This is a genomic window from Nocardia sp. NPDC101769 (assembly GCF_044766925.1).
Classification (GTDB): Bacteria; Actinomycetota; Actinomycetes; order Mycobacteriales; family Mycobacteriaceae; genus Nocardia.
This window is the reverse complement of sequence record NZ_JBIWMX010000002.1, coordinates 207136-227011: the sequence shown is the minus strand read 5'-3', so window position 1 is coordinate 227011 and position 19876 is coordinate 207136. Positions and strand designations below refer to the sequence as shown.

At 68.8% G+C, this 19876-nt stretch carries 22 protein-coding genes; 3 read left to right on the top strand and 19 right to left on the bottom strand.

What is annotated here, in order from left to right; genetic code table 11:
• Positions 1–67: 67 nt before the first annotated feature.
• Positions 68–1090 (bottom strand): Lrp/AsnC family transcriptional regulator, encoded by a 1023-nt coding sequence (locus ACIRRA_RS04005; RefSeq protein ID WP_402762757.1) that lies wholly within the window; start codon positions 1088–1090, stop codon positions 68–70.
• Positions 1091–1184: 94 nt separating this feature from the next.
• Between ACIRRA_RS04005 and ACIRRA_RS04000 the strand changes: the two genes are divergently transcribed.
• The gene (locus ACIRRA_RS04000; protein ID WP_402762754.1) at positions 1185–2597 is read left to right on the top strand and encodes an MFS transporter; all 1413 of its coding nucleotides are present in this window, start codon (positions 1185–1187) and stop codon (positions 2595–2597) included.
• A 77-nt stretch (positions 2598–2674) separates the two neighbouring features.
• Here the strand turns inward: ACIRRA_RS04000 and ACIRRA_RS03995 are convergent, their stop codons facing one another.
• From ACIRRA_RS03995 to ACIRRA_RS03985, 3 genes are all read right to left on the bottom strand, one after another.
• Positions 2675–3127 (bottom strand): nuclear transport factor 2 family protein, encoded by a 453-nt coding sequence (locus ACIRRA_RS03995; protein WP_402762752.1) that lies wholly within the window; start codon positions 3125–3127, stop codon positions 2675–2677.
• A 162-nt stretch (positions 3128–3289) separates the two neighbouring features.
• Complete coding sequence (locus tag ACIRRA_RS03990) at positions 3290–4171, bottom strand: pyridoxamine 5'-phosphate oxidase family protein (protein WP_402763674.1); 882 nt, start codon at positions 4169–4171, stop codon at positions 3290–3292.
• Between the two features lie 194 nt (positions 4172–4365).
• A complete protein-coding gene (locus ACIRRA_RS03985; protein ID WP_402762749.1) occupies positions 4366–4818 on the bottom strand; it encodes a VOC family protein in 453 nt (150 codons plus the stop codon).
• Positions 4819–4972: 154 nt separating this feature from the next.
• On the opposite strand from ACIRRA_RS03985, the gene ACIRRA_RS03980 reads away from it, so the two are divergent.
• Entirely contained in the window at positions 4973–5494 is a 522-nt protein-coding gene (locus ACIRRA_RS03980) for a CGNR zinc finger domain-containing protein (protein ID WP_402762747.1), read from the top strand.
• A 16-nt stretch (positions 5495–5510) separates the two neighbouring features.
• Here the strand turns inward: ACIRRA_RS03980 and ACIRRA_RS03975 are convergent, their stop codons facing one another.
• From ACIRRA_RS03975 to pgsA, 15 genes are all read right to left on the bottom strand, one after another.
• Positions 5511–6230 (bottom strand): phosphotransferase, encoded by a 720-nt coding sequence (locus ACIRRA_RS03975; protein WP_402762744.1) that lies wholly within the window; start codon positions 6228–6230, stop codon positions 5511–5513.
• Positions 6231–6240: 10 nt separating this feature from the next.
• A complete protein-coding gene (locus ACIRRA_RS03970; protein ID WP_402762742.1) occupies positions 6241–6432 on the bottom strand; it encodes a DUF3046 domain-containing protein in 192 nt (63 codons plus the stop codon).
• A gap of 308 nt (positions 6433–6740) precedes the next feature.
• Positions 6741–7904: a glycosyltransferase gene (locus tag ACIRRA_RS03965; protein WP_402762740.1), complete on the bottom strand. Its 1164-nt coding sequence runs from the start codon at positions 7902–7904 to the stop codon at positions 6741–6743.
• Positions 7905–8162: 258 nt separating this feature from the next.
• Complete coding sequence (locus ACIRRA_RS03960; protein WP_402762738.1) at positions 8163–8876, bottom strand: PIG-L deacetylase family protein; 714 nt, start codon at positions 8874–8876, stop codon at positions 8163–8165.
• Positions 8877–8945: 69 nt separating this feature from the next.
• Positions 8946–10097, bottom strand: a complete 1152-nt coding sequence (locus ACIRRA_RS03955) for an ROK family protein (RefSeq protein ID WP_402762735.1) — start codon at positions 10095–10097, stop codon at positions 8946–8948.
• A 48-nt stretch (positions 10098–10145) separates the two neighbouring features.
• Positions 10146–11573, bottom strand: a complete 1428-nt coding sequence (locus ACIRRA_RS03950; RefSeq protein ID WP_402762733.1) for a sugar ABC transporter permease — start codon at positions 11571–11573, stop codon at positions 10146–10148.
• 13 nt (positions 11574–11586) lie between these two features.
• Positions 11587–12360 carry an ATP-binding cassette domain-containing protein gene (locus ACIRRA_RS03945; RefSeq protein ID WP_040859440.1) on the bottom strand — a complete coding sequence of 258 codons (774 nt, stop codon included), beginning with the start codon at positions 12358–12360 and terminating at the stop codon, positions 11587–11589.
• A gap of 12 nt (positions 12361–12372) precedes the next feature.
• Positions 12373–13527 carry a sugar ABC transporter substrate-binding protein gene (locus ACIRRA_RS03940; RefSeq protein ID WP_402762730.1) on the bottom strand — a complete coding sequence of 385 codons (1155 nt, stop codon included), beginning with the start codon at positions 13525–13527 and terminating at the stop codon, positions 12373–12375.
• Between the two features lie 124 nt (positions 13528–13651).
• A complete protein-coding gene (locus ACIRRA_RS03935) occupies positions 13652–14596 on the bottom strand; it encodes a zinc-binding alcohol dehydrogenase family protein (protein WP_402762728.1) in 945 nt (314 codons plus the stop codon).
• 70 nt (positions 14597–14666) lie between these two features.
• On the bottom strand, positions 14667–14843 hold the full coding sequence (locus tag ACIRRA_RS03930) for a hypothetical protein (RefSeq protein WP_040859444.1): 177 nt from the start codon (positions 14841–14843) through the stop codon (positions 14667–14669).
• A 231-nt stretch (positions 14844–15074) separates the two neighbouring features.
• On the bottom strand, positions 15075–15674 hold the full coding sequence (locus ACIRRA_RS03925; RefSeq protein ID WP_402762725.1) for a hypothetical protein: 600 nt from the start codon (positions 15672–15674) through the stop codon (positions 15075–15077).
• A gap of 780 nt (positions 15675–16454) precedes the next feature.
• On the bottom strand, positions 16455–17282 hold the full coding sequence (pspA, locus tag ACIRRA_RS03920; protein ID WP_356998434.1) for a phage shock protein PspA: 828 nt from the start codon (positions 17280–17282) through the stop codon (positions 16455–16457).
• A 186-nt stretch (positions 17283–17468) separates the two neighbouring features.
• Positions 17469–17900 (bottom strand): helix-turn-helix domain-containing protein, encoded by a 432-nt coding sequence (locus tag ACIRRA_RS03915; RefSeq protein ID WP_402762722.1) that lies wholly within the window; start codon positions 17898–17900, stop codon positions 17469–17471.
• 81 nt (positions 17901–17981) lie between these two features.
• Positions 17982–18527, bottom strand: a complete 546-nt coding sequence (locus ACIRRA_RS03910; RefSeq protein WP_402762719.1) for a CinA family protein — start codon at positions 18525–18527, stop codon at positions 17982–17984.
• Entirely contained in the window at positions 18517–19194 is a 678-nt protein-coding gene (gene pgsA, locus ACIRRA_RS03905) for a CDP-diacylglycerol--glycerol-3-phosphate 3-phosphatidyltransferase (RefSeq protein ID WP_402762717.1), read from the bottom strand. The genes ACIRRA_RS03910 and pgsA overlap by 11 nt, the downstream gene beginning before the upstream one ends.
• A gap of 120 nt (positions 19195–19314) precedes the next feature.
• Between pgsA and ACIRRA_RS03900 the strand changes: the two genes are divergently transcribed.
• Positions 19315–19857 (top strand): amino-acid N-acetyltransferase, encoded by a 543-nt coding sequence (locus ACIRRA_RS03900; protein WP_402762714.1) that lies wholly within the window; start codon positions 19315–19317, stop codon positions 19855–19857.
• Positions 19858–19876: the final 19 nt, after the last annotated feature.

Below are 19876 nucleotides of genomic sequence, written 5' to 3'. Positions count from 1 at the left end.
AACAGGTGTTCGATGCAAGTGACGCGCTGGGCGACACGCGAAAGACCTGGTAGCAAGCATTCGGCAATCAGGGCAGCACCGCGAGCTTCTGCGCGTCGACCAGCGTCTGCGACTGCTTGAACACCCGCAGCGCCGTCGCCACCTCGATATCCCGGATGCCGGGCAACGCGCCGAGCCGTTCGGTCACATAGCGATACAGATGGGCATTGTCCCGGCAGACCAGCGACGCGGTCAGATTGGTCGGCCCGGTGATCGCCGCCAGATAGGCGACCTCCGAATGCTCCGAGATGGCCTTGCCCACCTCCTCCAGCCGCGCCGGATCCACCCGCATCCACAGCACCGCGCGACACGTGTAACCCATGAGCTGCAAAGCGAAGTCGAGGTCGAAGTAGAGCACGCCGTACTCGACGAGCTCGCTCATCCGCCGGGCCACCCGGGTCGCGCTCCAGCCGGTGGCGGCCGCCAGCCGCGCGTAGGGCGCGCGCCCATCGCGAGCCAGGATGGCCATCATCGCCTCGTCCTCGCGCGACAGCGTGACCTGGGTTTCCGGACCCGCGGGCTCCCACATCGGCGGCCGCGGGCCGAGCTCACGCAGCTGCTCCGCGGTGAAGAACCGGTCGTAGCGGGGCCACTCCTCGGGGAACGGAAACTGCCGCATCACCTCGTGCACCGTCAGCCCGACCACCGAGCTGGCGCGCGGAATCATGCGCAGCAGCAACTCGTCCCGCCGCTCGATCGACCGCGTACGGCCCGCGCACATGATCTCGAAGCCACTGGTCAGCAGTGATACCCAGCTCAATTCCGGTAGCCGCGCGAGGGATTCGGCGAGGGCGACGGCCTTTGCGGGCGTCGAGGTGATGCGCATGACCCAGCGCGGCTGCCCCAGCGGCACCGTGTTCACCTGGCCCGCCACATGAATCATGCCGCGCGACCGCAGTGACCGATACCGCCGCGCCACCGTCTGCTCGGAGACGCCGAGGATCGCCCCCAACCGTGCGAACGGGATGCGCGCATCGGTGACCAGGCCGTGCACGATCTGTTTGTCGAGCACGTCCAGGACGGAGGAATCATCCAACTCTTCCTCGAACATAGGAGGAATCTACCGTATGAACCTGGACAACTAGGTGGATACGAGCGGCTATTCCATGCTTGGAGACGAGATCGTTCGTTCTATGGAGGTTCTCATGCGGAAGTGGTTGCCCCTCTTCGCCGCGTGCCTGGGCTCACTGATGCTGCTCATCGACGTCACCATCGTGAATGTGGCGCTGCCGGACATCGCCGCCGACCTGGGCGCCGGCCTGTCCGGGCTGCAATGGGTCGTCGACGGCTACGCGCTGGCGCTGGCCGCACTGCTGCTCATGCTCGGTTCGCTCGCCGACCGATTCGGCGCGAAACCCACCTATCTGATCGGCCTGGCCCTGTTCGCGGCGGCCAGCCTGGCCTGCGGCGTCGCCGGGTCGGCGGGCGTGCTGGTGGCGGCGCGCGCGGCGCAGGGCATCGGCGGCGCGGCCATGCTGGCCACCACGCTGTCGCTGCTGCACGCCACGTACACCGGACGCGATCGCGGCATCGCCTTCAGCGCGTGGGGCGCGGTGTCGGGTGCGGCGGCCGGTATCGGCGTGGTGCTGGGCGGCGTGCTGACCGATCTGCTGTCGTGGCGGTGGATCTTCTTCGTCAACCTGCCGATCGCCGCGGTCGCGATCATGTTGTCCGCCTTGGCGTTCGGGCCGTCGCCGCGGCACGCGGACCGGCGCATCGACGTCGGCGGAATGCTGAGCTTCACCGTCGCGGCGACAGCCGTCACCTACGGCATCATCCGTGGCGGCGAGCACGGCTGGGGTGATCGCGGGGCGGCGGTGGCGCTGATCGGCGGCGCGGTCGCGCTGGTCGCGTTCATCCTGCTCGAATCCCGCAGTGCGGCACCGATGTTGCCGTTGCCCATGCTGCGCAGCGCGGGCTTCACCGCGACGCTGATGGCCGCGGTCGGCATGAGCTTCGCGGCCTTCGCGTCCAGCCCGCTGGTATCGCTGTGGCTGCAGCAGTACCTGCACCTGACCCCGCTGCGGGCCGGGCTGTCGATGCTGCCGATGTCGGTGTGCGCCTTCCTGACCTCGGGCATCTTCGGCCGGTTCCTGCACGAGGTGGCGCCGAAGTGGACGATCGGCGGCGGCCTGCTGGCGATCGGCGCGGGCAGCTCCCTGCTGACCCTCATCGGCTCCGGATCATCCTGGACCACCGCCATTCCCGGCTTCCTGGTGATCGGTGTCGGCGTGGGCGTGATGGCTCCGCCGCTGATGGCGGTAGGCATGGCCGCGGTCCCGCCACGCCAGAGCGGCACCGCCGCCGGTGCGATCAACACCGCGCGGCAGCTGGGCCTGGCGCTGGGAGTCGCGGTGCTGGGCACCGTCTTCCGCAACGCGAGCGATGCGCACCCGATGACTCACGGCTTCGTGGACGGCCTGAACTCGGCGACGCTCACGGCGGGCGTCTTCGGAATCATCGCAGCCGCAGTCGTTTTCGCCCTCTACAACCACGCATCCCACCCCACCTCCGAGAACCCCGTCCTCGTCCCGCCCGAGCCCGCGACGGTCGCCTGACCGGGAAATCAAGATCAGGGAGCTCTCACGGGGGAATTCGGGCGAATTCCCCCGTGAGAGCTCCCTGATCCTTGTTGTCACCGGAGGGGGAAGCCCAGGGCGTCCTCTTCGGGGGTGCGGGGGCCGAAGATGCGGCGGTCGGACTCGGCGATGGGGACGTCGTTGATGCTGGCCTCGCGGCGGGACATGCGGCCGTCGGGGGCGAATTCCCAGAGCTCGTTGCCGTAGCTGCGGTGCCACTGGCCCTCGTCGTCGTGCCATTCGTATTGGAAGCGGACGGCGATGCGGTTCTCCGTGAAGGACCACAGGTCCTTGCGCAGGGCGTAGCCGTTCTCCTTGGCCCACTTGTGCTTCAGGAAGTCGACGATTTCGGCGCGGCCGGTGAGGAATTCGTCGCGGTTACGCCAGACCGAGTCCTCGGTGTAGGCCTGGGCGACTGTCTCGGGATCGCGCGTGTTCCAGGCATTTTCGGCCGCGCGGACTTTGAACTTGGCGGATTCCAGGCCGAACGGAGGTAGCGGAGGACGCATGAAGGAGACCTTTCGATTCGGGTGTGGAGTGGGCTGGGCACCTTGCCGGGACGCGGCAGGGAGTGAGGGATGGACGGATGTAAGGCCGCTGGATATCGGCGGAGTCGATCACCGAGGACGAAATTGCCAGGGCACATGGAGGGCGGATGCGCACGGTATTGGCTAAGGGTTGGTCGGGGACAGCTCGGGTTCACCCCAGCGCAAGGGTGTGGCGTCCGTGATTTCGACGACTTCGGTGAGGGTGAAGTCGATGGCGCATTGGGCACCGGCGGTGAAAGCGGCTTCCTCCCAGGTGATCTCGGCGGTCCCGGTGAGTTGCAGGGTGGCGCCGGTGCGCCAGTCGGGAATCAGGAGGCCGCAACGCGGGTCGGCGGCGATATTGCCGAGAGTCATGAACATGGAGTTGCCACGGTAATCGGGCCAGCGCAGGCGGGTCGGGGAAAGGACCTGCAGGAAGCCGGGATTGCCGCCGCGATGAGAGGCGTCGGCGTTGCCGTCGACATCGGCGGATGCGACGAAGAACGCGTCGGCGCGGGCGATGAGCTGCCGCTGGGACTCGTCCAGCGCGCTGGCCCGGCGCACCGTCGGAGCCCCGCCCGTCGCCCACTCCTCGATGCCACGGCGGGAGATGTACTTCGGGCAGTTCGAATACACCTGCTCGGTATCGATGTGCAGCCCGGTCGCGGTGGGTGCGATCACACCATTGACGCGCATCCGCCGCCGCAGTTGCGGCTGCAACGCGATCATGCCGACATGCCGTGCGGTGTGCAGTGTTTCAGCGAGCGGGTCACCGGCCACCGGCCGCGCCTCGACCTCGATGGCCCGCTCACCGGACGCATGCACGAACCCGGGCGGCCCAACCAACTGACCCGCCCACATCCGCCCACCGTCATCGGCGGCAGCCACCACGATCATCGGCTGCTCCGCCAGGAATTCCGCCGCCGCGGCCGGAATATCGGCGCGAATCATCCGCCCGACCCGTTGAGCAATATCCTCCTGCCCCATGCGTCGCTGCACGACCAATTCCCCAGGGTGATAGCCGATCCCGCTCGCCGCCACGGCACTACCCTTCGATCCGGGCTCGCCGGCCGGCGCACCGGGCTTCTTTGTGGCCCATGCCTTCCCGTCGTGGTGCGCATCGCGTGTCGAGACGGCGTTCATGTGAGCTCCCATCGGGCCGCCTGCGGAGGTGACCGGTCTTCTCGGGTGAATTCTGGTGCTGGTGGCGGTATTCCGGATCAGAAGAAGCCGCAGGTGGGGGCGGCGCCCGAGGGGGCGGGGGCGTGGTCGGCACCGGAGGGGGCGTAGATCTCGAGGCGGATGCCGTCGGGGTCGGTGAAGAAGATGCCGCCGGAGGAGGCGCCCTCACCGTGGGCGACCACGCCGTCGTGGGCGAAGGCGACATTCCGGGCCTTCAGCGCGGATTCCATCTCACGGACCTGGTCGATGGTGTCGACCTGGAACGAGAGGTGGTGCAGGCCGGGAGTTTCGGCGGAGAACTCGCCGCCACTCTGCTGCCAGAGGGTGACCTGGAGTTTGCCGTCGCGGCCCAGGAAGGCGAAGCGCTGGGCGCCCTCGCCGCCGGCGCCGAGCTGTTCGAAGCCGAGCGCGCTGCGGTAGAAGTCCACCGAGCGGTCGAGGTCGGTGACATTGAGGCCGATGTGCCCGGTGGCGAGAACAGGTGCGGTCATGGAGACCCCCTTCGGACGATATAACCATCGTAGTTCATTTGACAGGTTAGAAGCTAGCGGCGGCACACACCTGCCGTCAACCCCTATAGTTGGTTTTGCCGGTTAGAAAGGAGTCGTCGGGCCGATGCGCGCACTACGGCGGTTACCCTCAGGCATGCCAGAACCACGCCCCCACCTCGGTGAACCGCTCGCCCTGGACCTGCTCAACACCCGCTGGATCGCGGCGAGCGGACCCCAGGACCTGCTCACCGACGTGTCCGGGCTGCGGGAGTGGCTGGCCGGCAACGACCTCGACCTGCCCGCCGACGAGGCGACGCTGCACGCGCTCGTGACGACCCGGGAGGCGATCCTGCGTGCGGTCCGCGGCGAGACCGCCGACGACCTCAATACCGTCCTGGCGCACGGCCGCATCCGCCGTTCCCTCACCCCGGACGGCCCGGCCGCGCTCCCCGAGGTCGCCGAGCCGGTCTGGCTACCCGGCTGGCTCGCCGCCGACAACCTGCTCCACCTGCTGGCGAGCACCCCGGACCGCATCAAGCAGTGCGCGCATCCGCAGTGCATCCTGTACTTCCTGGACACCTCGAAGAACGGCACCCGCCGCTGGCATTCCATGGCGGCCTGCGGCAACCGCGCCAAGGCCACCCGGCACTACGCGAGGAAGACGCAGGCGGAGTAGGCGAACCCGCTGCGGCTCAGAACAATTCGTCGAGCAGACGGTAGTAGGCCAGCCGCGCCGGATCGGGATCGGGCAGGCTGTAGGCGGCGAAGAATGCCTCCACCTCGCCGACACCGAAATCATCGGCGAGATCCCGCGCGGCCAACGCCAGATCGCGGTAGCGGTCCGCGACCCCCAGCCGGCCCACGTCGATGAGAATCCCGCCCGCCAGCACATTCGACGGCGTGTAATCACCATGCGCCACAACGAGATCCTCGGTGTCGGGCCGTTCGGCGACCAGCTGTTCGTACACCTGCTCTGCCGTCCGCCCGAGATTGTCCTCATCGAAATCGTCGACGTCGACCAGCCCCTCGACAAGCAGCCGATACGCCTCCGCCAGGGTGATGTCGAGCCGGGCATCGAACGGACAGCCCGCCACCGGCAGTGCGTGCAACCGCCGCAATGTCTCGCCCATCAACGCGCCCGGCGAATCCGGCTGCACCGAAGCCACACTCGGCACTCCCGCATCGACGAGCACCAGCATGTCGTCCTCGAAGACCGCAATCTCCGGCACCGCCATCGACCGCTCCGCCAGCCACCGATACCGCGGAAACTCCGCCACCGCGACCGCACCACGCTTGACCCAATACGTGCCATTGGCCCGGACGACCCCGCCACTGCGCCCCTCGTGATCGTCCGACCACGCTGGGTTCGGCCCGAGCAGCTCCGCCACGCGCGGGGGCAGCCGCAGCCTCACGCGGATCCGATCACCATCGCGACTTCGGCACGTCGAATTCCGCGCACAGCGCCCGCCACACGTCGCGGGGATCCACCCCCGCCTCGATGGCCTGGGCGCCCGTCCGCCCCATGGACGGCAGTACATGATCGGTCAGCAGCACGTCTCCCCGCGCCGTCCCGAACTCGCTATGCAACAGCTCCTGGAACTCCGTCAACCGCACGGCCGCGAGCCTACGCCACCGCCCCGCGCCCGAGCCAAACCCAGCCACCGCCTCCGACGACCGCCTCGCGATGGCTGGCCGAAAGGACGAACACCCGAAACAATTGTTGCGGCGACGAGCCGGATCTCGACTGTGCCGGGCGCCTCCGTGGCGATCGAGTGGGCCACAGCGGCGGGCACGACTGTTCCGCGTCATCACCGAAAGTCATGACGGCAGGCATGGGTTCGACCGCCGCGTTATCCAGGACAGGTCCGACAGATCAGGCCGCAGGGGATGCCGGAACTTCCAACCGGCGTCGCAACCGAAAGTCAGGCGGCGGGTGGGGATTCGACGGCGGCGTGGCAGATTTCGACCGGGTCGGTTACCACGGTGATGCCGGTGGCCGCGGAGTGGGCGGCGTCGGTGTAGGAGGCGTCGTCGAGGATGCGTTTGACGGCGTCTCGGATGGATTCGGGGGTAACGGGGCGGACCAGGATGGAACTGCCCTGGCGGGCGGCGCGATTGGCGAGTTCCCACTGGTCGCCGCCGCCGGGGACGGTGACGATGGGGACGCCGGCCAGCAGAGTTTTGGCGAGCAGGCCGTGGCCGCCGCCGCCGATCACGACCGAGGCGTGGCGCAGGATCTCGTCCTGGCGGCCCAAACCTGCTGTGGCCCAGGGCGGGAGGTCGGCGGGCGGGGTGTCGAGCATGGAGACGGCGACCCGGACGCCCGCACCTTCGAGGGCCTCGAGGGCGATGTCGGCCAGGCCCGCGGTGCCGGTCTGGGCGGTCGAGGGGGCGACCATGATCAAGGGTTCGTCACCGGGCGGTAGATCCAGGATGTGATCGGTCGGCTCCCAGAGCAGCGGGCCGACCAGGTGCGCATTGTCCGGCCAGTCGGGGCGCGGCACCTCGAGGGCGGGCAGGGTGGCGACCAGGCGGGCGGTCGGGCCCGGGTCCTCGGGTGGCAGGCCGATACTCGCACGGGCCTGCTCACGCTGCAGTTCCCCACGCCGGATGGCCCGCGACGTCAGCCCGCGCAGCACCGAATCCCGGGCGCGCCCGCGCATGCCCTCCCCCGCGGCGAGCCCACTCCCGATGGGCGGCAAGCCCTTCGACGGCAGGTACAGCGGGTGCGGTGACAGTTCCACCCAGGGCAGCCGCAGCCGCTCCGCCGCCATCCCGCCCCCGACGGTGAGCACGTCCGACACCACCAGTTCCGGCAGCATGGCGCTCAGATCGGGCAGGATCTCGGTCGAAATATGCGCGGCCCGTTGATGAACTTTGGCGCCCGCGTCACTGTCGTCGTCCTCGGCCCGGGGTGCGAGGCCCTTGAGCCGCCGCACCCCGATCCCGGCCTCACGGGCCGCGTCGAACCACCGCGGGCTGGTGAACAGCACCGGCTCATCGCCAGCCGCCAGCAACCGCTGACACAACGCAATCGCCGGAAAGGCATGCCCCGGATCAGGCCCGGCCACCACCGCTACTCGCACGGCCCCAGGGTGCCACACCCCGCTCCCCCGCCTCCCCGCGACTCCAGCGCACGGATGAGAGCCGTCAACGTCGGGCACGCGTACCGGCGGGCTCCCCCGCCTCCCCGCCACTCCAGCGCACGGATGAGAGCCGTCCACGTCGGGCACGCGTACCGGCGGTCCGAATCATCACCTATTTCGGGGGTACCCCCGGAGTTACCCGGAGGCTTGCGAAATCAATTGTCGCGGTGGCATCGACCGCGACCCTGCTCAGCCTGCTCAGCCTGCGAAGTGGTAGAGCTCGAAGGTCAGGGTGTGGGCACCGGGGACGCCTTCCTTCGGGCCGGCGGTCATTTCCAGGACGGCGCGGGCCTGGGTTTCGGCCGGCTCGGGGCCGAGGGCCTCGAGGTAGCGGCGGTGGGCGGTGAGGGATTCGACGGCGGTCTCGAACGTGTCGGTGACGTCCAGCCCGTGGCCGCCGTCCGGAACGCCGTACACGGCGGCCCAGCGCGGCGACCAGGCGGGCAGCTCGGCGAGTTCGGGGTGGATCCATTCGTTGCCCGCGTCGGACACGGCGTCCAGGGCGGCGCGGCCGACGGCGCGGTGGTCGGCGGAGTTGGGGTAGCCGCGGGCCCAGGTGTCGCCGAAGTTGAACAGCACCACCATGTCCGGGCGGTGGCGGCGGATGGCGGCGGCCAGATCCCGGCGCAGCGCCAGGGATTCCTCGATCCGCCCGTCCGGGTGACCGAGGAATTCCACCTCGCTGACGCCGACGATCTTGGCCGAGGCCCGCTCCTCGTCCTCCCGCAGCGGCCCGCACTCGGCCGGCGGCAGCCCCGCGATCCCCGCCTCGCCACTGCTGACCAGTACGTAGCGAATGTCCTTGCCCTGCCTGGTCCAGCGCGCGACCGCGGCGGCCGCACCGTATTCGATGTCATCGGGATGCGCGGCGATGACGATCCCGCGCTGCCAGTCCTCGGGAAGCTGCTCCATATCCTGCATTGAACACCAGCCGCGACCCATGGCCGACGCGAACTTCGCACCCCACCGCCACGCGGGGCGTCACAGCATGGCGAGCACGCCCTCGAAGGCCGCTTCCGCCGCCCCGAGCAGCTTCAGATCCGGCCCCAGACGTGACTTGTCGATACGAACCCCGCCGAAAGCACGGCTCACCATGCTGCGTCGGTGGACCTGGTCGCGGACCCGGTCGATGGCCGGTTCCGGGAGCGCGGTGAAGAGGTCGCCGAGCACCACCAGTTCGGGCCCAAGGATATTGACCACGTTGACCAGGCCCAGGGTCATCCATTCGAGATAGCCGTCGAGCCGGACTTCCCAATCACCCTGCAGCTCACGGAGTTCGGCGACGATCGCCCCGCGCGGGCCGTGCTCGGGCATGCCGAGGGCGCGGCACAGCGCCGCCTCACCCACCTCGGTCTCCCAGCAGCCTTCGTTGCCGCAGTAACACTTTCGTCCGCCGGGCCGCACCGTCATATGGCCGATCTCGCCGAGATACCCTGCGGATCCGCGCAACAGCGCACGCTGAGCGATGAGCCCGCCGCCGACCCCGACATCGGCCGAGACGAAGACCGCATCGGCGGCCGCACGCCCGACACCCCTGACATGCTCTGCGAGCGCGCCGAATTCGGCGTCGTTGCCGACGGTGACGGGCACGTCCAGCACCGCGTGCAGCCGCTGCCCCAGCGCCACCTCACCCCAGCGCAGGTTGGCGGCATTGTGCACCAGGCCGTCCGCGCGCCGCACCACGCCGGGAACACAGACGCCGGCCGCCACCGGCCGCATGCCCAGATCCTCCGCGAGCATGGCCGCCGATTCCGCGACGTGGGTGATCACCTCGTCCGGTTCCCGTTGCCGCCCACGCAGATTCCAGCTGTTGCGCCCCATGACCTGCCCGCCGAAGCCGACCAGCGCGATCCCCACGTGCTCGGCCTGCACATCCACCGCCAGCACCACCGCCGCCTGTGGTTGCGGCAGCACCAGCAGCGAGGGCCGCCCGGCGCCGCGCGCCAGCCGCGGCACCTTCTCCTCCACCACCCCGTCCTCGGCGAGCCCGTCGACGAGCATTTTGATGGTGGACCGATTGAGCCCGAGCTCGACCGCCAGCGCCGCCCGGGTGGCGGGGCCTCCGATGTGTAGCAGCCGCAGGAGGCTCGACCGGTTGAATCGGCGCACCTCGTCCGGTCGGGCGACGGTCATGGACTCGGTAATACCATTGCGCGGCTCAACAACCTGTAATCGCCACGCTCAGCGGCCCGTTATCGCCACGCGGCGTCTGGAGAGTGCGTCGACGGTCGCGGCGAGCAGCAGCACCAGCCCGGTCACGATGGACACCACCGCCGCGGGCTGCCGCAGCAGGCCCAGGCCGTTCGAGACCACGGCCAGCACCGCACCGCCGATCACCGCGTCGGCCACCCGGCCCCGGCCGCCGAACAGGGAGGTGCCGCCGATGACCGCCGCGCCGACCGCGAACAGCAGGGTGTTGAGCCCGCCCGCCTGCGGATCGACCGAACCGACCTTCGAGGAGTAGACGATGGCGCCGATCGCCGCGCAGGCCGAGCAGATGACGAAAACACTTGCCCGCAACTGGGTTACATTGATGCCCGCGCGCCGGGCCGCCTCCAGGTTCCCGCCGACGGCATAGATGTGACGGCCGTAGGTGGTACGGGTCAGCACATAGGTCCCCGCGACCAGCAGCACCAGCACGATCGGAACCACATACGGCACACCGGAGATCACGATCAGCTTGCTGGGTGAACGATTCACGGTGAGCAACGCCGTCACCACGATCGCGAACCCGCTGAGCGCCACCACTTTCGCGACCACCAGCGGTGTCGGGGACGTGACCAGCCCGCGACGCCGCCGCCGCAGATGCCCGCCCAGCGTGACCGCCGCATACCCACCGGCCGCCACCACGCACAGCACCCAGCTCGCGGCCGTGGACAGGTTCCCGTTCGCCACCGCATTGAGCACGTGCGACGAATTGATCCCCAGCACCCCGCCCTCACCGATGAGCTGCAGGATCACCCCCTGCCACGCCAGGAACAGCGCCAGCGTCACCACGAACGACGGCATCCCGATCTTCGCGATCAGGAACCCGGTGATGCATCCGATGGCCGCGCCCACGCACACCGCGAGCAGCATCTCGATCCACGGATTCGCCTGAAACCCGATGACCGTCAGTATGATTCCCAGCACCGAGAACGCCACGCCCGGCCAGATCCGCAGCAGCCCCGCCAGGATCGCGGCCAGCACCAGCATGGCGTTGAACACGAAGAACACCGTGGATCCCATGCCGGTCAACAGGTTCCCGTTGTCCACGTAGTGCATGGCCAGCACCGCCCCCGCCACCCCGGACGCCGTGCCCGCCGACAGATCGATCTCCCCGATCAGCAGCACGAACACGATCCCGATGGCGATGATCGTCTGCCCCGCCCCCTGCGCCAGCAGGTTCGCAATATTGTTGAGCGAGAAGAACACATCCGACATCAGCGAGAACAGCACCACCAGCGCGATCAGGCCCAGGATCGCGGGTAGGGACCCGATATCTCCGGCGCGCAGCCGGGCCGCGTAGTCGCGCACGGCTTCTCGCGTCGACCGCGTCGTGGTGTCGATCCCGAAGTCGGTGATGGCGGTACCCGGTTCGGCCGCCGCCGATTCCGAAACATTGGTCATAGCAGTGGCTTCCTCACAGCACCGCGGCTTCCGGCCGCGCCAAGCCCAGATCGCCGGAACGTCCGGCGGTGATCAACTCCACCACCTGGCCGGTGGTGACATCGGCGGTCCGCACCTGCGCGGCCATCCGGCCCAGGTACAGCACCGCGATCCGATCGGCGACCTCGAACACGTCGGCCAGGTTGTGGCTGATCAGCACCACCCCCAGCCCCTGTTCGGCCAGCCGCCGCACCAGATCCAGCACCTGCCGGGTCTGCGCTACCCCGAGTGCCGCGGTGGGTTCGTCCAGTAGCACCAGATTGCTGTTCCACAGCACGGCTTTCGCGATGGCCACGGTCTGGCGTTGCCCGCCGGACAGGGCTGCGACCGGGGTGCGCACCGATTTCACGGTGCGCACCCCCAACGAGGCCAGGGTGCGCCGCGCCGCCTCCTCCATGCTCGCCTCGTCCAGCAGCCACGGCTTGCCGCGCTCCCGGCCGAGGAACATATTGGCCACGATGTCGAGGTTGTCGGCCAGGGCCAGGTCCTGGTAGACGACCTCGATGCCGAGCGCCGCCGCGTCCTTGGCGCCACGCAGGTGTACGGGTTCGCCGCGGAATCGCACTTCGCCGGAGTCGGCGGCGTGGATTCCGGCAACACATTTCACCAGCGTGGATTTGCCCGCGCCATTGTCGCCGACGAGTGCGGTGACCTCTCCCGCCGGCACGGTGAGGTCCACGTCGTGCAGCACGTGCACCGGTCCGAAACTCTTGTTCAGGCCGGTGATCTGGAGCAGCGGCTCACTCATGTCTCTCGACCCTCAGGCGATGCCGAGTTCGGTGCAGGCGGACTTCACGTCGCCCGAGCAGACGTCGGAGGACTTCACGAAGCCCGAGTCCACCACCTGCTTGACCTCTGCCTTGGTGATCAACTGCGGTTGCAGCAGCACCGATTTCACATCGCGCTTCCCCTTGGGATCCTGACTCACGCCCTGCGCCAGGGCATCCGCCGCGGCCTTGTCGCCCTTGGCCAGGGCCACAGCGAGTTTCGCGGCGTTCTCGGCCTCGTCCTTGATGGGCTTGAACACGGTCATGTACTGGTCCCCGCGCAGCACCGCCTTGAGACCGTCCACGGTGGCGTCCTGACCGGTCACCGGCACCTTGCCGTTGAGGCCGTTCTTCTTCAGCACCGTGATCACCGCACCGGCCAGGCCGTCATTGGCGGCGACGACGCCGTCGACCTTGCCGTTGGCGCCGGTGAGGATCTGCTCGAAGGTGGTGCCGCCCTTCTGGTTGTTCCAGTCGTCGATGGCCTGGCTGCGCACCAGTTTCAGCGCGCCCGAGTCGTACAGGGGCTGGAGCACCTGCTCCTGCCCCTGGTGGAACAGGGTGGCGTTGTTGTCGGTCGGCGCGCCTTCGATCTCGACGACCTGCGCGCCCGGCTTGTCCTTCAGCGCGGTGGCCAGCCCCTGGCCCTGCAGGGCGCCGACCTTCACATTGTCGAAAGACACGTAGTAGTCGGAGGATCCGCCGAGGTTGAGGCGGTCGTAGTCGATGGTCGGAATGCCGGCCTGCTTGGCCTTGGCCGCGACCGCGCTGCCCACCTCGCTGTTGATGGAGGCGATGAGCAGCACCTTCACGCCCTTGGCGATCATGCCGTCGGCGAGGGTGGAGAACTTCTGGACATCGCCCTGCGCGTTCTGCACGTCGGCGTCGAATCCGGCTTCGTTCAAGGCTTTCTGCAGCAGCGGCTTGTCGAAGGATTCCCAGCGGGCCGAGGTGGCGGTCTCGGGGAGGATGACCCCGACCGTCCCATTGGCGCCGCCGCCCGATGGCGCGTTCGACGAGGAGGTCGTACTGCTGGAATTGGACCCGCAGGCGGTGAGGGTGAGCAGGCCGGACAGTGCGAGCGCGGCGGCGGCATAGCCCCGTCGGCGTCCGGACTTCGTCGGCGGGAGCGCGCTTTTCGTCCTCATCAGGGTGACCTTTCACGCGGCGGTCACTGGGTTGCGACCGCACACACGGCATATGTTGTGGGCAACAACATATGCCGTGTGGGTCACTCATATGGGACGTTTCGCCAAATCGATGCGGCCCGGTTCAGGGCAGCAGAATGACCTTTCCACCCGCGTGCCCCTCGATGACGAACTCGTGCGCCGCAGCCGCCTCCGACAGCGGGAACGTCTTGGCGATCGCCAAATCCAGCTTGCCCGTGGACAATAGCGGCAGCAACTCACGCCAGGCATTGCCGCGGATCTCGGTGCCCGGATCGCCCCCGGGACCCATACCGAGGGCCTTGAACCCCTCCGCGGCCGCCCGATCGAACGCCACGATGGTCGCGATCCGGCTCCGATCTGCCACCAGTTCCAAAGAGACGTCGACCGCTTCCTCGGTGGCCACCGTGTCGAGGGCCACGTCGATTCCGTTGGGAGCCAACGCCTTGACGCGATCAGCCAGTCCGGGGCCGTATGCGACCGGCTCGACACCGTAGGCGCGCAAGCGTTCATGCCGGCTCGGCGAGGCCGTGCCGATCACCCGCGCGCCCCGCGCCACCGCCAATTGCGCGGCCAGCGCGCCGACACTGCCCGCGGCGCCGTGGATCAGTACGGTGTCCCCCGGCCCGACGCCGGTCGCGGCGAGCAGATGCACCGCGGTCCCGCCGACGCTGAGCACACCGGCCGCATGTTTCCAATCCACATCCGCGGGTTTGGGCACGGCCCGGGCGGCCGGCACGGTGACGGCGGTGGCGTAGCCGCCACCTACCGGCGCGATCACCTCGTCACCGACCGAGATCGGCCCGGCCGGCCCCTCGGCATCGGGACCCACCGCGGTGACCACTCCGGCCACCTCCAGGCCCAGCCGGAGCGGGAGCTTGCTGGGATCGGTGCCGAACGCACCGCTGTAGAGCTTGTAGTCGAAGGGATTCACCCCGGCGGCCCGCACCGCGATGCTGACCTCACCCGGCCCCGGATCGGGCACCTCGACCTCGACCAGCGACAAGACTTCCGGTCCACCATAAGCGGTGGCAACGACAGCAGTAGCCATGCTGCGATCATACGAAAGAAGGACCGCCCGCCCCGGCTACCCGGGCGGACGGTCCGAAAGTTTCGACCGATCAGAACTTGCTCAGCGGCGACTTGTCCTTCGAGCCCGACACCGCCTTGTACAGCACGTACAGACCGAAGATGATGGCGCTCACCAGCAGAATCGGGAACAGCGCCTTGATCAGCCATCCGAGCACCGCGAAGGCGATCCACACGAGGACGACGACGCCGAGAATCTTCCAGAACATTCCTAACCTCCCTAGTCTCCGAACCGCCGTCCGCGCGATCCGACACCATCCATACTGCGTCGCCAACCTGAGAAAATCACCAGGTCAGCACCGAAATCCGGGACAGATCAGGGTTCTCCCCGAGTCCCCCGGCCGGGCCAGTAGGCCGCGTTCGCGTGGCGGCAGCCCACCGACCTGCAACTGCCCGAGCCACGCCCCGGGGGAGGCCCGGTTCGCAGCGATGCGGACAGGTCAGGGATTGGCGCGGAAGCGCTGGTCGGCCAGATCGGTGAGGGCCTGGGCCCAGCCGTCGAGGCGCTCGGCGGCGTCGCGCAGGCCGACCATGGCCCAGCCGAGATCGTCGGCGATGGCTGCGCTCTCGGGGACAGCCAGCACCCGGGCCGCGGCCGCGACCATGCCCTCGAATTCGACGACTCCGCCGTCGAGCCGGATGGAGACGGCCTGGACGTGCTCGCCCAGTGGCGAATTCGCGCCGAGCGCACCGGCGGCCCGCTCCATGGCGACGACGTCCTGGGCCAGCGCGTGCAGTGCGGCGGCCCCCGATGCGGCTGTTTCCAGGGTGTCGTTGAGATCGTCCTCCGGAAGCCTGCCCGTCCGTGCGATCTGCGAGTGCAGTCCGTGCAGTGCCCGCTCGGCCCGGACCAATCGGGCGATCGACGCCCGCGCCGCGGACCGGATCGGCGGCAGCTTCCGAGGAACGAAAGCGGCCTGCGGCAGCGGTTCCCGGCGCATCTCCAGATACCGCCGGGCCGTCACCGCGGTCCCGGTAACCAGCGCCACCGCACCACCACCGACCACGACCACCGCCCACGCCGGTGCCGAAATCAGCACCAGTCCAATAGTTCCGGCCGTCGTCAACCCCGAAGCCGTTCCCAGCCGGAAACTCCGACGCCGTGCCCGACGCCGCTTCCTCAACTCACGCTCCCGCGGATCCGCCCACTTCCGAACGGCCACCAACGCCTGCTCCCCCACACCCCGCAAGGTATCCGGCAGTCGCTGCGCCAACTCCTCGGGCTCGAACCCGGTGGGCGCCAACACGTCTCGCACCGCCTCGGTGGCCCGCTCCCGCCGCGCCCGCTTCCCCCGGCCGCTTCCGGCCGGACCGGGCCCGGCCCCTGACCTGCCCGCCCCGAAGGCAGGCTGCGCGCCGTCCGGCTGACGGCCGACTTCGGCTGCAGCGCTCCCGGTCCGACCACGCTGGGCGGAACGGCTCGCGAAACCTGGCCGAGCCGTGCTCGTTTCGAAGCCGGGCGGCGACGTCGACGGCGCACACGCCGGAGGTGGCGTCGCGCCGGGGACGGTCCGATTCGCGGCGGTGGACGGCCGTGCTGCATCGGTGCGGGCGGAGTGGCCGTCGAAACCGGTCGAGTGGGGCGGATTGTGCTCCGGCACTGGGACAGCGCTCATAGGCGGTGCGGAAGCTGTTTCAGGCCCGGCGGTTTCGGAGTGCGCGGGAGGCTGCGGGTTTGCGGGCGGCGGGAACGGGGAGGGGAAACCCGGGATGGGGTCGGAGGTTTTGGCGCGGGTACGGCGCAGAAAACGGGCAGGGGAGGTCGCGGGACTGTTGTCGGCCCGCGATCTCCCCATCGTGCACTACCTTTCGCGCAGCAGTTACTGCTGGGCGGCCTGGCCCTTGTTGAAGTTGGGCTGGGCGGCCGGCTGCGCGGGCTGACCCTGCTGGATCTGCTGCTGGGCGCCACCGGCGGGCAGCGAGTCGCCGCGCATGGAGGCGCGGATCTGCTCGAGGCGGTTGTGGCCCGCCATCTGAACGCTGGCCTGCTGGACCTCGAGCATGCGGCCCTGGACCGAGTTGCCCGCCAGCTCGGCGGCACCGAGCGCGTTGGCGTAGCGACGTTCGATCTTCTCGCGCACCGCATCCAGGCTGGGGACGGCGCCGGGGGCCGACAGGGTGGAGTCCATCTGCTGCAGCGAGGCCGAGACCTGCTCCTGCATCTTGGCCTGCTCCAGCTGCGAGAGCAGCTTGGTGCGCTCGGCGACCTTCTGCTGCAGCAGCATGGCGTTCTGCTCGACCGCCTTCTTGGCCTGGGCGGCGGCCTGCAGCGACTGGTCGTGCAGCACCTTCAGATCCTCGACGGACTGTTCGGCGGTCACCAGCTGGGCGGCGAAAGCCTCAGCGGCATTGGTGTATTGGATGGCCTTCTCGGTGTCACCGGCGCCACTGGCCTGGTCGGCCAGCATAACCGCCTGGCGCGCATTGGCATTGAGCTTCTCGACCTCGTCCAGCTGGCGGTTGAGCTTCATCTCCAGCTGGCGCTGGTTGCCGATCACCGACGCGGCCTGCTGCGAGAGGGCCTGATGCTGGCGCTGGGCTTCCTCGATGGCCTGCTGGATCTGAACCTTCGGATCCGCATGCTCCTCGATCTTCGAATCGAAGAGGGCCATCAGGTACTTCCAGGCCTTCACGAACGGATTAGCCATCGATTGATCCCGCCTCCATATGACGTGCCGCGCCCCGTAGCGCGACAGTAGTGCGCGACCGTCGCGCACCCCTGTTGTCCCTATCTCCACTGTGCAACGGCCGTTCCGGAGACTTCGGCAACAGCACGACGTCTCCGGCACGAAGCCTACAGAGAATTTATCCCTTTCGGCTCCACAGCACAGTGGTCACTTGGCAGCCACCAGCACCAGACGATCCGACTTCGGGGCCGGAATCACAATGCGGGGCCCGAAAGTTCCATCCGCGGCCAGGGCCACGTCGCCATCACCACCCCGCGGGGTAACCTTGGCGAGCCCGGCTTTGGCGGGCACTTTGCCGGCTCCCACCCCCGCGGTGGCCTTGTCGGCGGCCAGCGCGGTGGCCTTGTCGGCGTCGGCCATGCTGGAACTCACGTCGAAGAGCACCTGCGCCAGTGGCACGTCCAGCGCCTGGCAGATGGCGGCCAGCAGCTCACTGGACGCCTCCTTGCGGCCGCGCTCGACCTCCGACAGGTACCCCAGACTCACGCGCGCGGAGGTGGAGACCTCACGCAGCGTCCGGCTCTGGGCAACCCGAGCGCGCCGCAGGCTTTCCCCGATGGCTTCTCGCAGCAGCGTCATCTCGTTCTCCTCACACTCGTCTCGCCGGACCCAGCGTTTGACTGGACAACGTCCGGCGTCGGCCGCGCGTTCCCGGCCTCGTCACTCGTCCCTGACGATGCGGACGAGCTCGGTGACCGCGGCGCGAACCGCGCCCACCCTGATCGTCCACCGGTCCCCCGACAACTTCAACCGAAGTACCTCGGTGGACTCCGGACCCGCTATACCAAGGAATACCGTGCCGACCGGTCGCCCGTCCTGTGGTTCGGGTCCGGCGACTCCGGTGAGCCCGATTCCCCAGTCCGCTCCGCAGCGGTGGCGGGCCCCGACGGCGAGCTGTTCGGCCGTGCTCGCGGCTACCGGTCCGTCGACTGCCAGGGTGTCGGCACTCACACCGGCGAGCGACTGCTTGAGGTCGGTGGCGTACACGATCAGTCCACCCCGCAACACCGTGCTGGCGCCCGGAATTCCCGCGATGGCGGCGCTGAGCAGTCCCGCGGTCAGCGATTCCGCGGTGGCCACGGTCTGACCGGCGGCGGCGAGCGCCGCCACCAGTTCGGCGGCGGGCGCCGAGGTGACGAGCGGGTCGGGCGGAATGGGCGGAGCGGTCGCTACGCGGGACAGCGCGGCCTCGACGTCAGGCCGCACGGCTGCCGCCCGGCGACCCGAACCAGAGGCGGGCCGCTTGCACGACGTAGTCGAGACCGGTGATCACCGTCAGTGCGACGGCCACGTACATCAAGTCCATTCCGGCCGAAGCGAATCCGCCGGAGAGAGGCAGCAACAGCACGGCAATGGCTACGGACTGGACCAGCGTCTTGAGCTTGCCGCCCCGGCCCGCGGGAATCACACCGCGCCGGACCACCGCCAGCCGCAGCAGCGTCACGCCCAGTTCGCGGGCCACGATGACGATCGTGATCCACCAGGGCAGATCGTGCAGCATCGACAATCCGATGAGCGCGGCCCCGATGAGCGCCTTGTCCGCGATCGGGTCGGCCAGCTTGCCGAAGTCGGTGACCAGGCCGTATTTGCGAGCCAGTTGCCCGTCGATGCGGTCGGTGATGGCGGCGACGCCGAACAGCCCGGCCGCGATCCAGCGCCACTCGGTGTCGTGCCCACCGTGGGCGAACAGCGCCAGCAGGAACAGCGGCACGATCAGGATGCGCAGCACCGTCAGCACATTGGCGATGTTCAGCAGTGGGACGACCGGCGGTTCCACCGCCGCCTCCGGGCGGGGCACAGGGGCGAATCCCGGACTCGCCGCGGGGCCGGCATCGGTCCAGCGACCCTCCCACTCGTCACGTTGCACGGTCACCAGCGCCCCCACCGGCCGAGACACCGGCCATGGTTTCCGGACCATGCCGGTATGTGGGGGAGCTGGATGTGCGACACACCGATAAGCCTATCGGTACGCGGGCCGACTACTGTGCACCCCATGACAACACGGGCACCTGACAGTGGTTCGATCGGCGGGCATTCGGCGGTCGCGCCGATCGTCCGCCGAGCGCGAACCTCTGACGTGCCCGAGATCAAGAGCCTCATCGACATCTACGCCGGCCGGATCCTGCTCGAGAAGAACCTGGTGACGCTGTACGAGGCGGTCCAGGAATTCTGGGTGGCCGAGCGCCACGGCCAGATCCTCGGCTGCGGCGCGCTGCACGTGCTCTGGGCCGACCTCGGCGAGGTACGCACGGTCGCGGTGCACCCCGACATCAAGGGCACGGGCGCGGGGCGGCTGATCGTGGAGCAGCTCATCGCGGTCGCGCGCGAGCTGGAGCTGAAGCGGGTGTTCGTGCTGACCTTCGAGGTCGATTTCTTCGCCCGGCACGGGTTCGCGGAGATCGAGGGCACGCCGGTGACCGCGGAGGTGTACGCCGAGATGTGCCGGTCCTACGACACCGGCGTCGCCGAATTCCTGGATCTGTCCTACGTCAAGCCGAACACACTCGGGAATACCCGAATGCTGTTGACGCTCTGACCCTCTCTGTATCCGTACC

Coding starts and splice junctions, on each gene's coding strand:
- ACIRRA_RS03955 (WP_402762735.1), bottom strand. CDS start 10,097: ATGACCGTCGCCCGACCGGACGAGGTGCGCCGATTCAACCGGTCGAGC.
- ACIRRA_RS03930 (WP_040859444.1), bottom strand. CDS start 14,843: ATGTTCTGGAAGATTCTCGGCGTCGTCGTCCTCGTGTGGATCGCCTTC.
- ACIRRA_RS03980 (WP_402762747.1), top strand. CDS start 4,973: ATGCCAGAACCACGCCCCCACCTCGGTGAACCGCTCGCCCTGGACCTG.
- ACIRRA_RS04005 (WP_402762757.1), bottom strand. CDS start 1,090: ATGTTCGAGGAAGAGTTGGATGATTCCTCCGTCCTGGACGTGCTCGAC.
- ACIRRA_RS03945 (WP_040859440.1), bottom strand. CDS start 12,360: ATGAGTGAGCCGCTGCTCCAGATCACCGGCCTGAACAAGAGTTTCGGA.
- ACIRRA_RS03960 (WP_402762738.1), bottom strand. CDS start 8,876: ATGGAGCAGCTTCCCGAGGACTGGCAGCGCGGGATCGTCATCGCCGCG.
- ACIRRA_RS03915 (WP_402762722.1), bottom strand. CDS start 17,900: ATGACGCTGCTGCGAGAAGCCATCGGGGAAAGCCTGCGGCGCGCTCGG.
- pspA (WP_356998434.1), bottom strand. CDS start 17,282: ATGGCTAATCCGTTCGTGAAGGCCTGGAAGTACCTGATGGCCCTCTTC.
- ACIRRA_RS03900 (WP_402762714.1), top strand. CDS start 19,315: ATGACAACACGGGCACCTGACAGTGGTTCGATCGGCGGGCATTCGGCG.
- ACIRRA_RS03985 (WP_402762749.1), bottom strand. CDS start 4,818: ATGACCGCACCTGTTCTCGCCACCGGGCACATCGGCCTCAATGTCACC.
- ACIRRA_RS03940 (WP_402762730.1), bottom strand. CDS start 13,527: ATGAGGACGAAAAGCGCGCTCCCGCCGACGAAGTCCGGACGCCGACGG.
- ACIRRA_RS04000 (WP_402762754.1), top strand. CDS start 1,185: ATGCGGAAGTGGTTGCCCCTCTTCGCCGCGTGCCTGGGCTCACTGATG.
- ACIRRA_RS03935 (WP_402762728.1), bottom strand. CDS start 14,596: ATGGCTACTGCTGTCGTTGCCACCGCTTATGGTGGACCGGAAGTCTTG.
- ACIRRA_RS03950 (WP_402762733.1), bottom strand. CDS start 11,573: ATGACCAATGTTTCGGAATCGGCGGCGGCCGAACCGGGTACCGCCATC.
- ACIRRA_RS03995 (WP_402762752.1), bottom strand. CDS start 3,127: ATGCGTCCTCCGCTACCTCCGTTCGGCCTGGAATCCGCCAAGTTCAAA.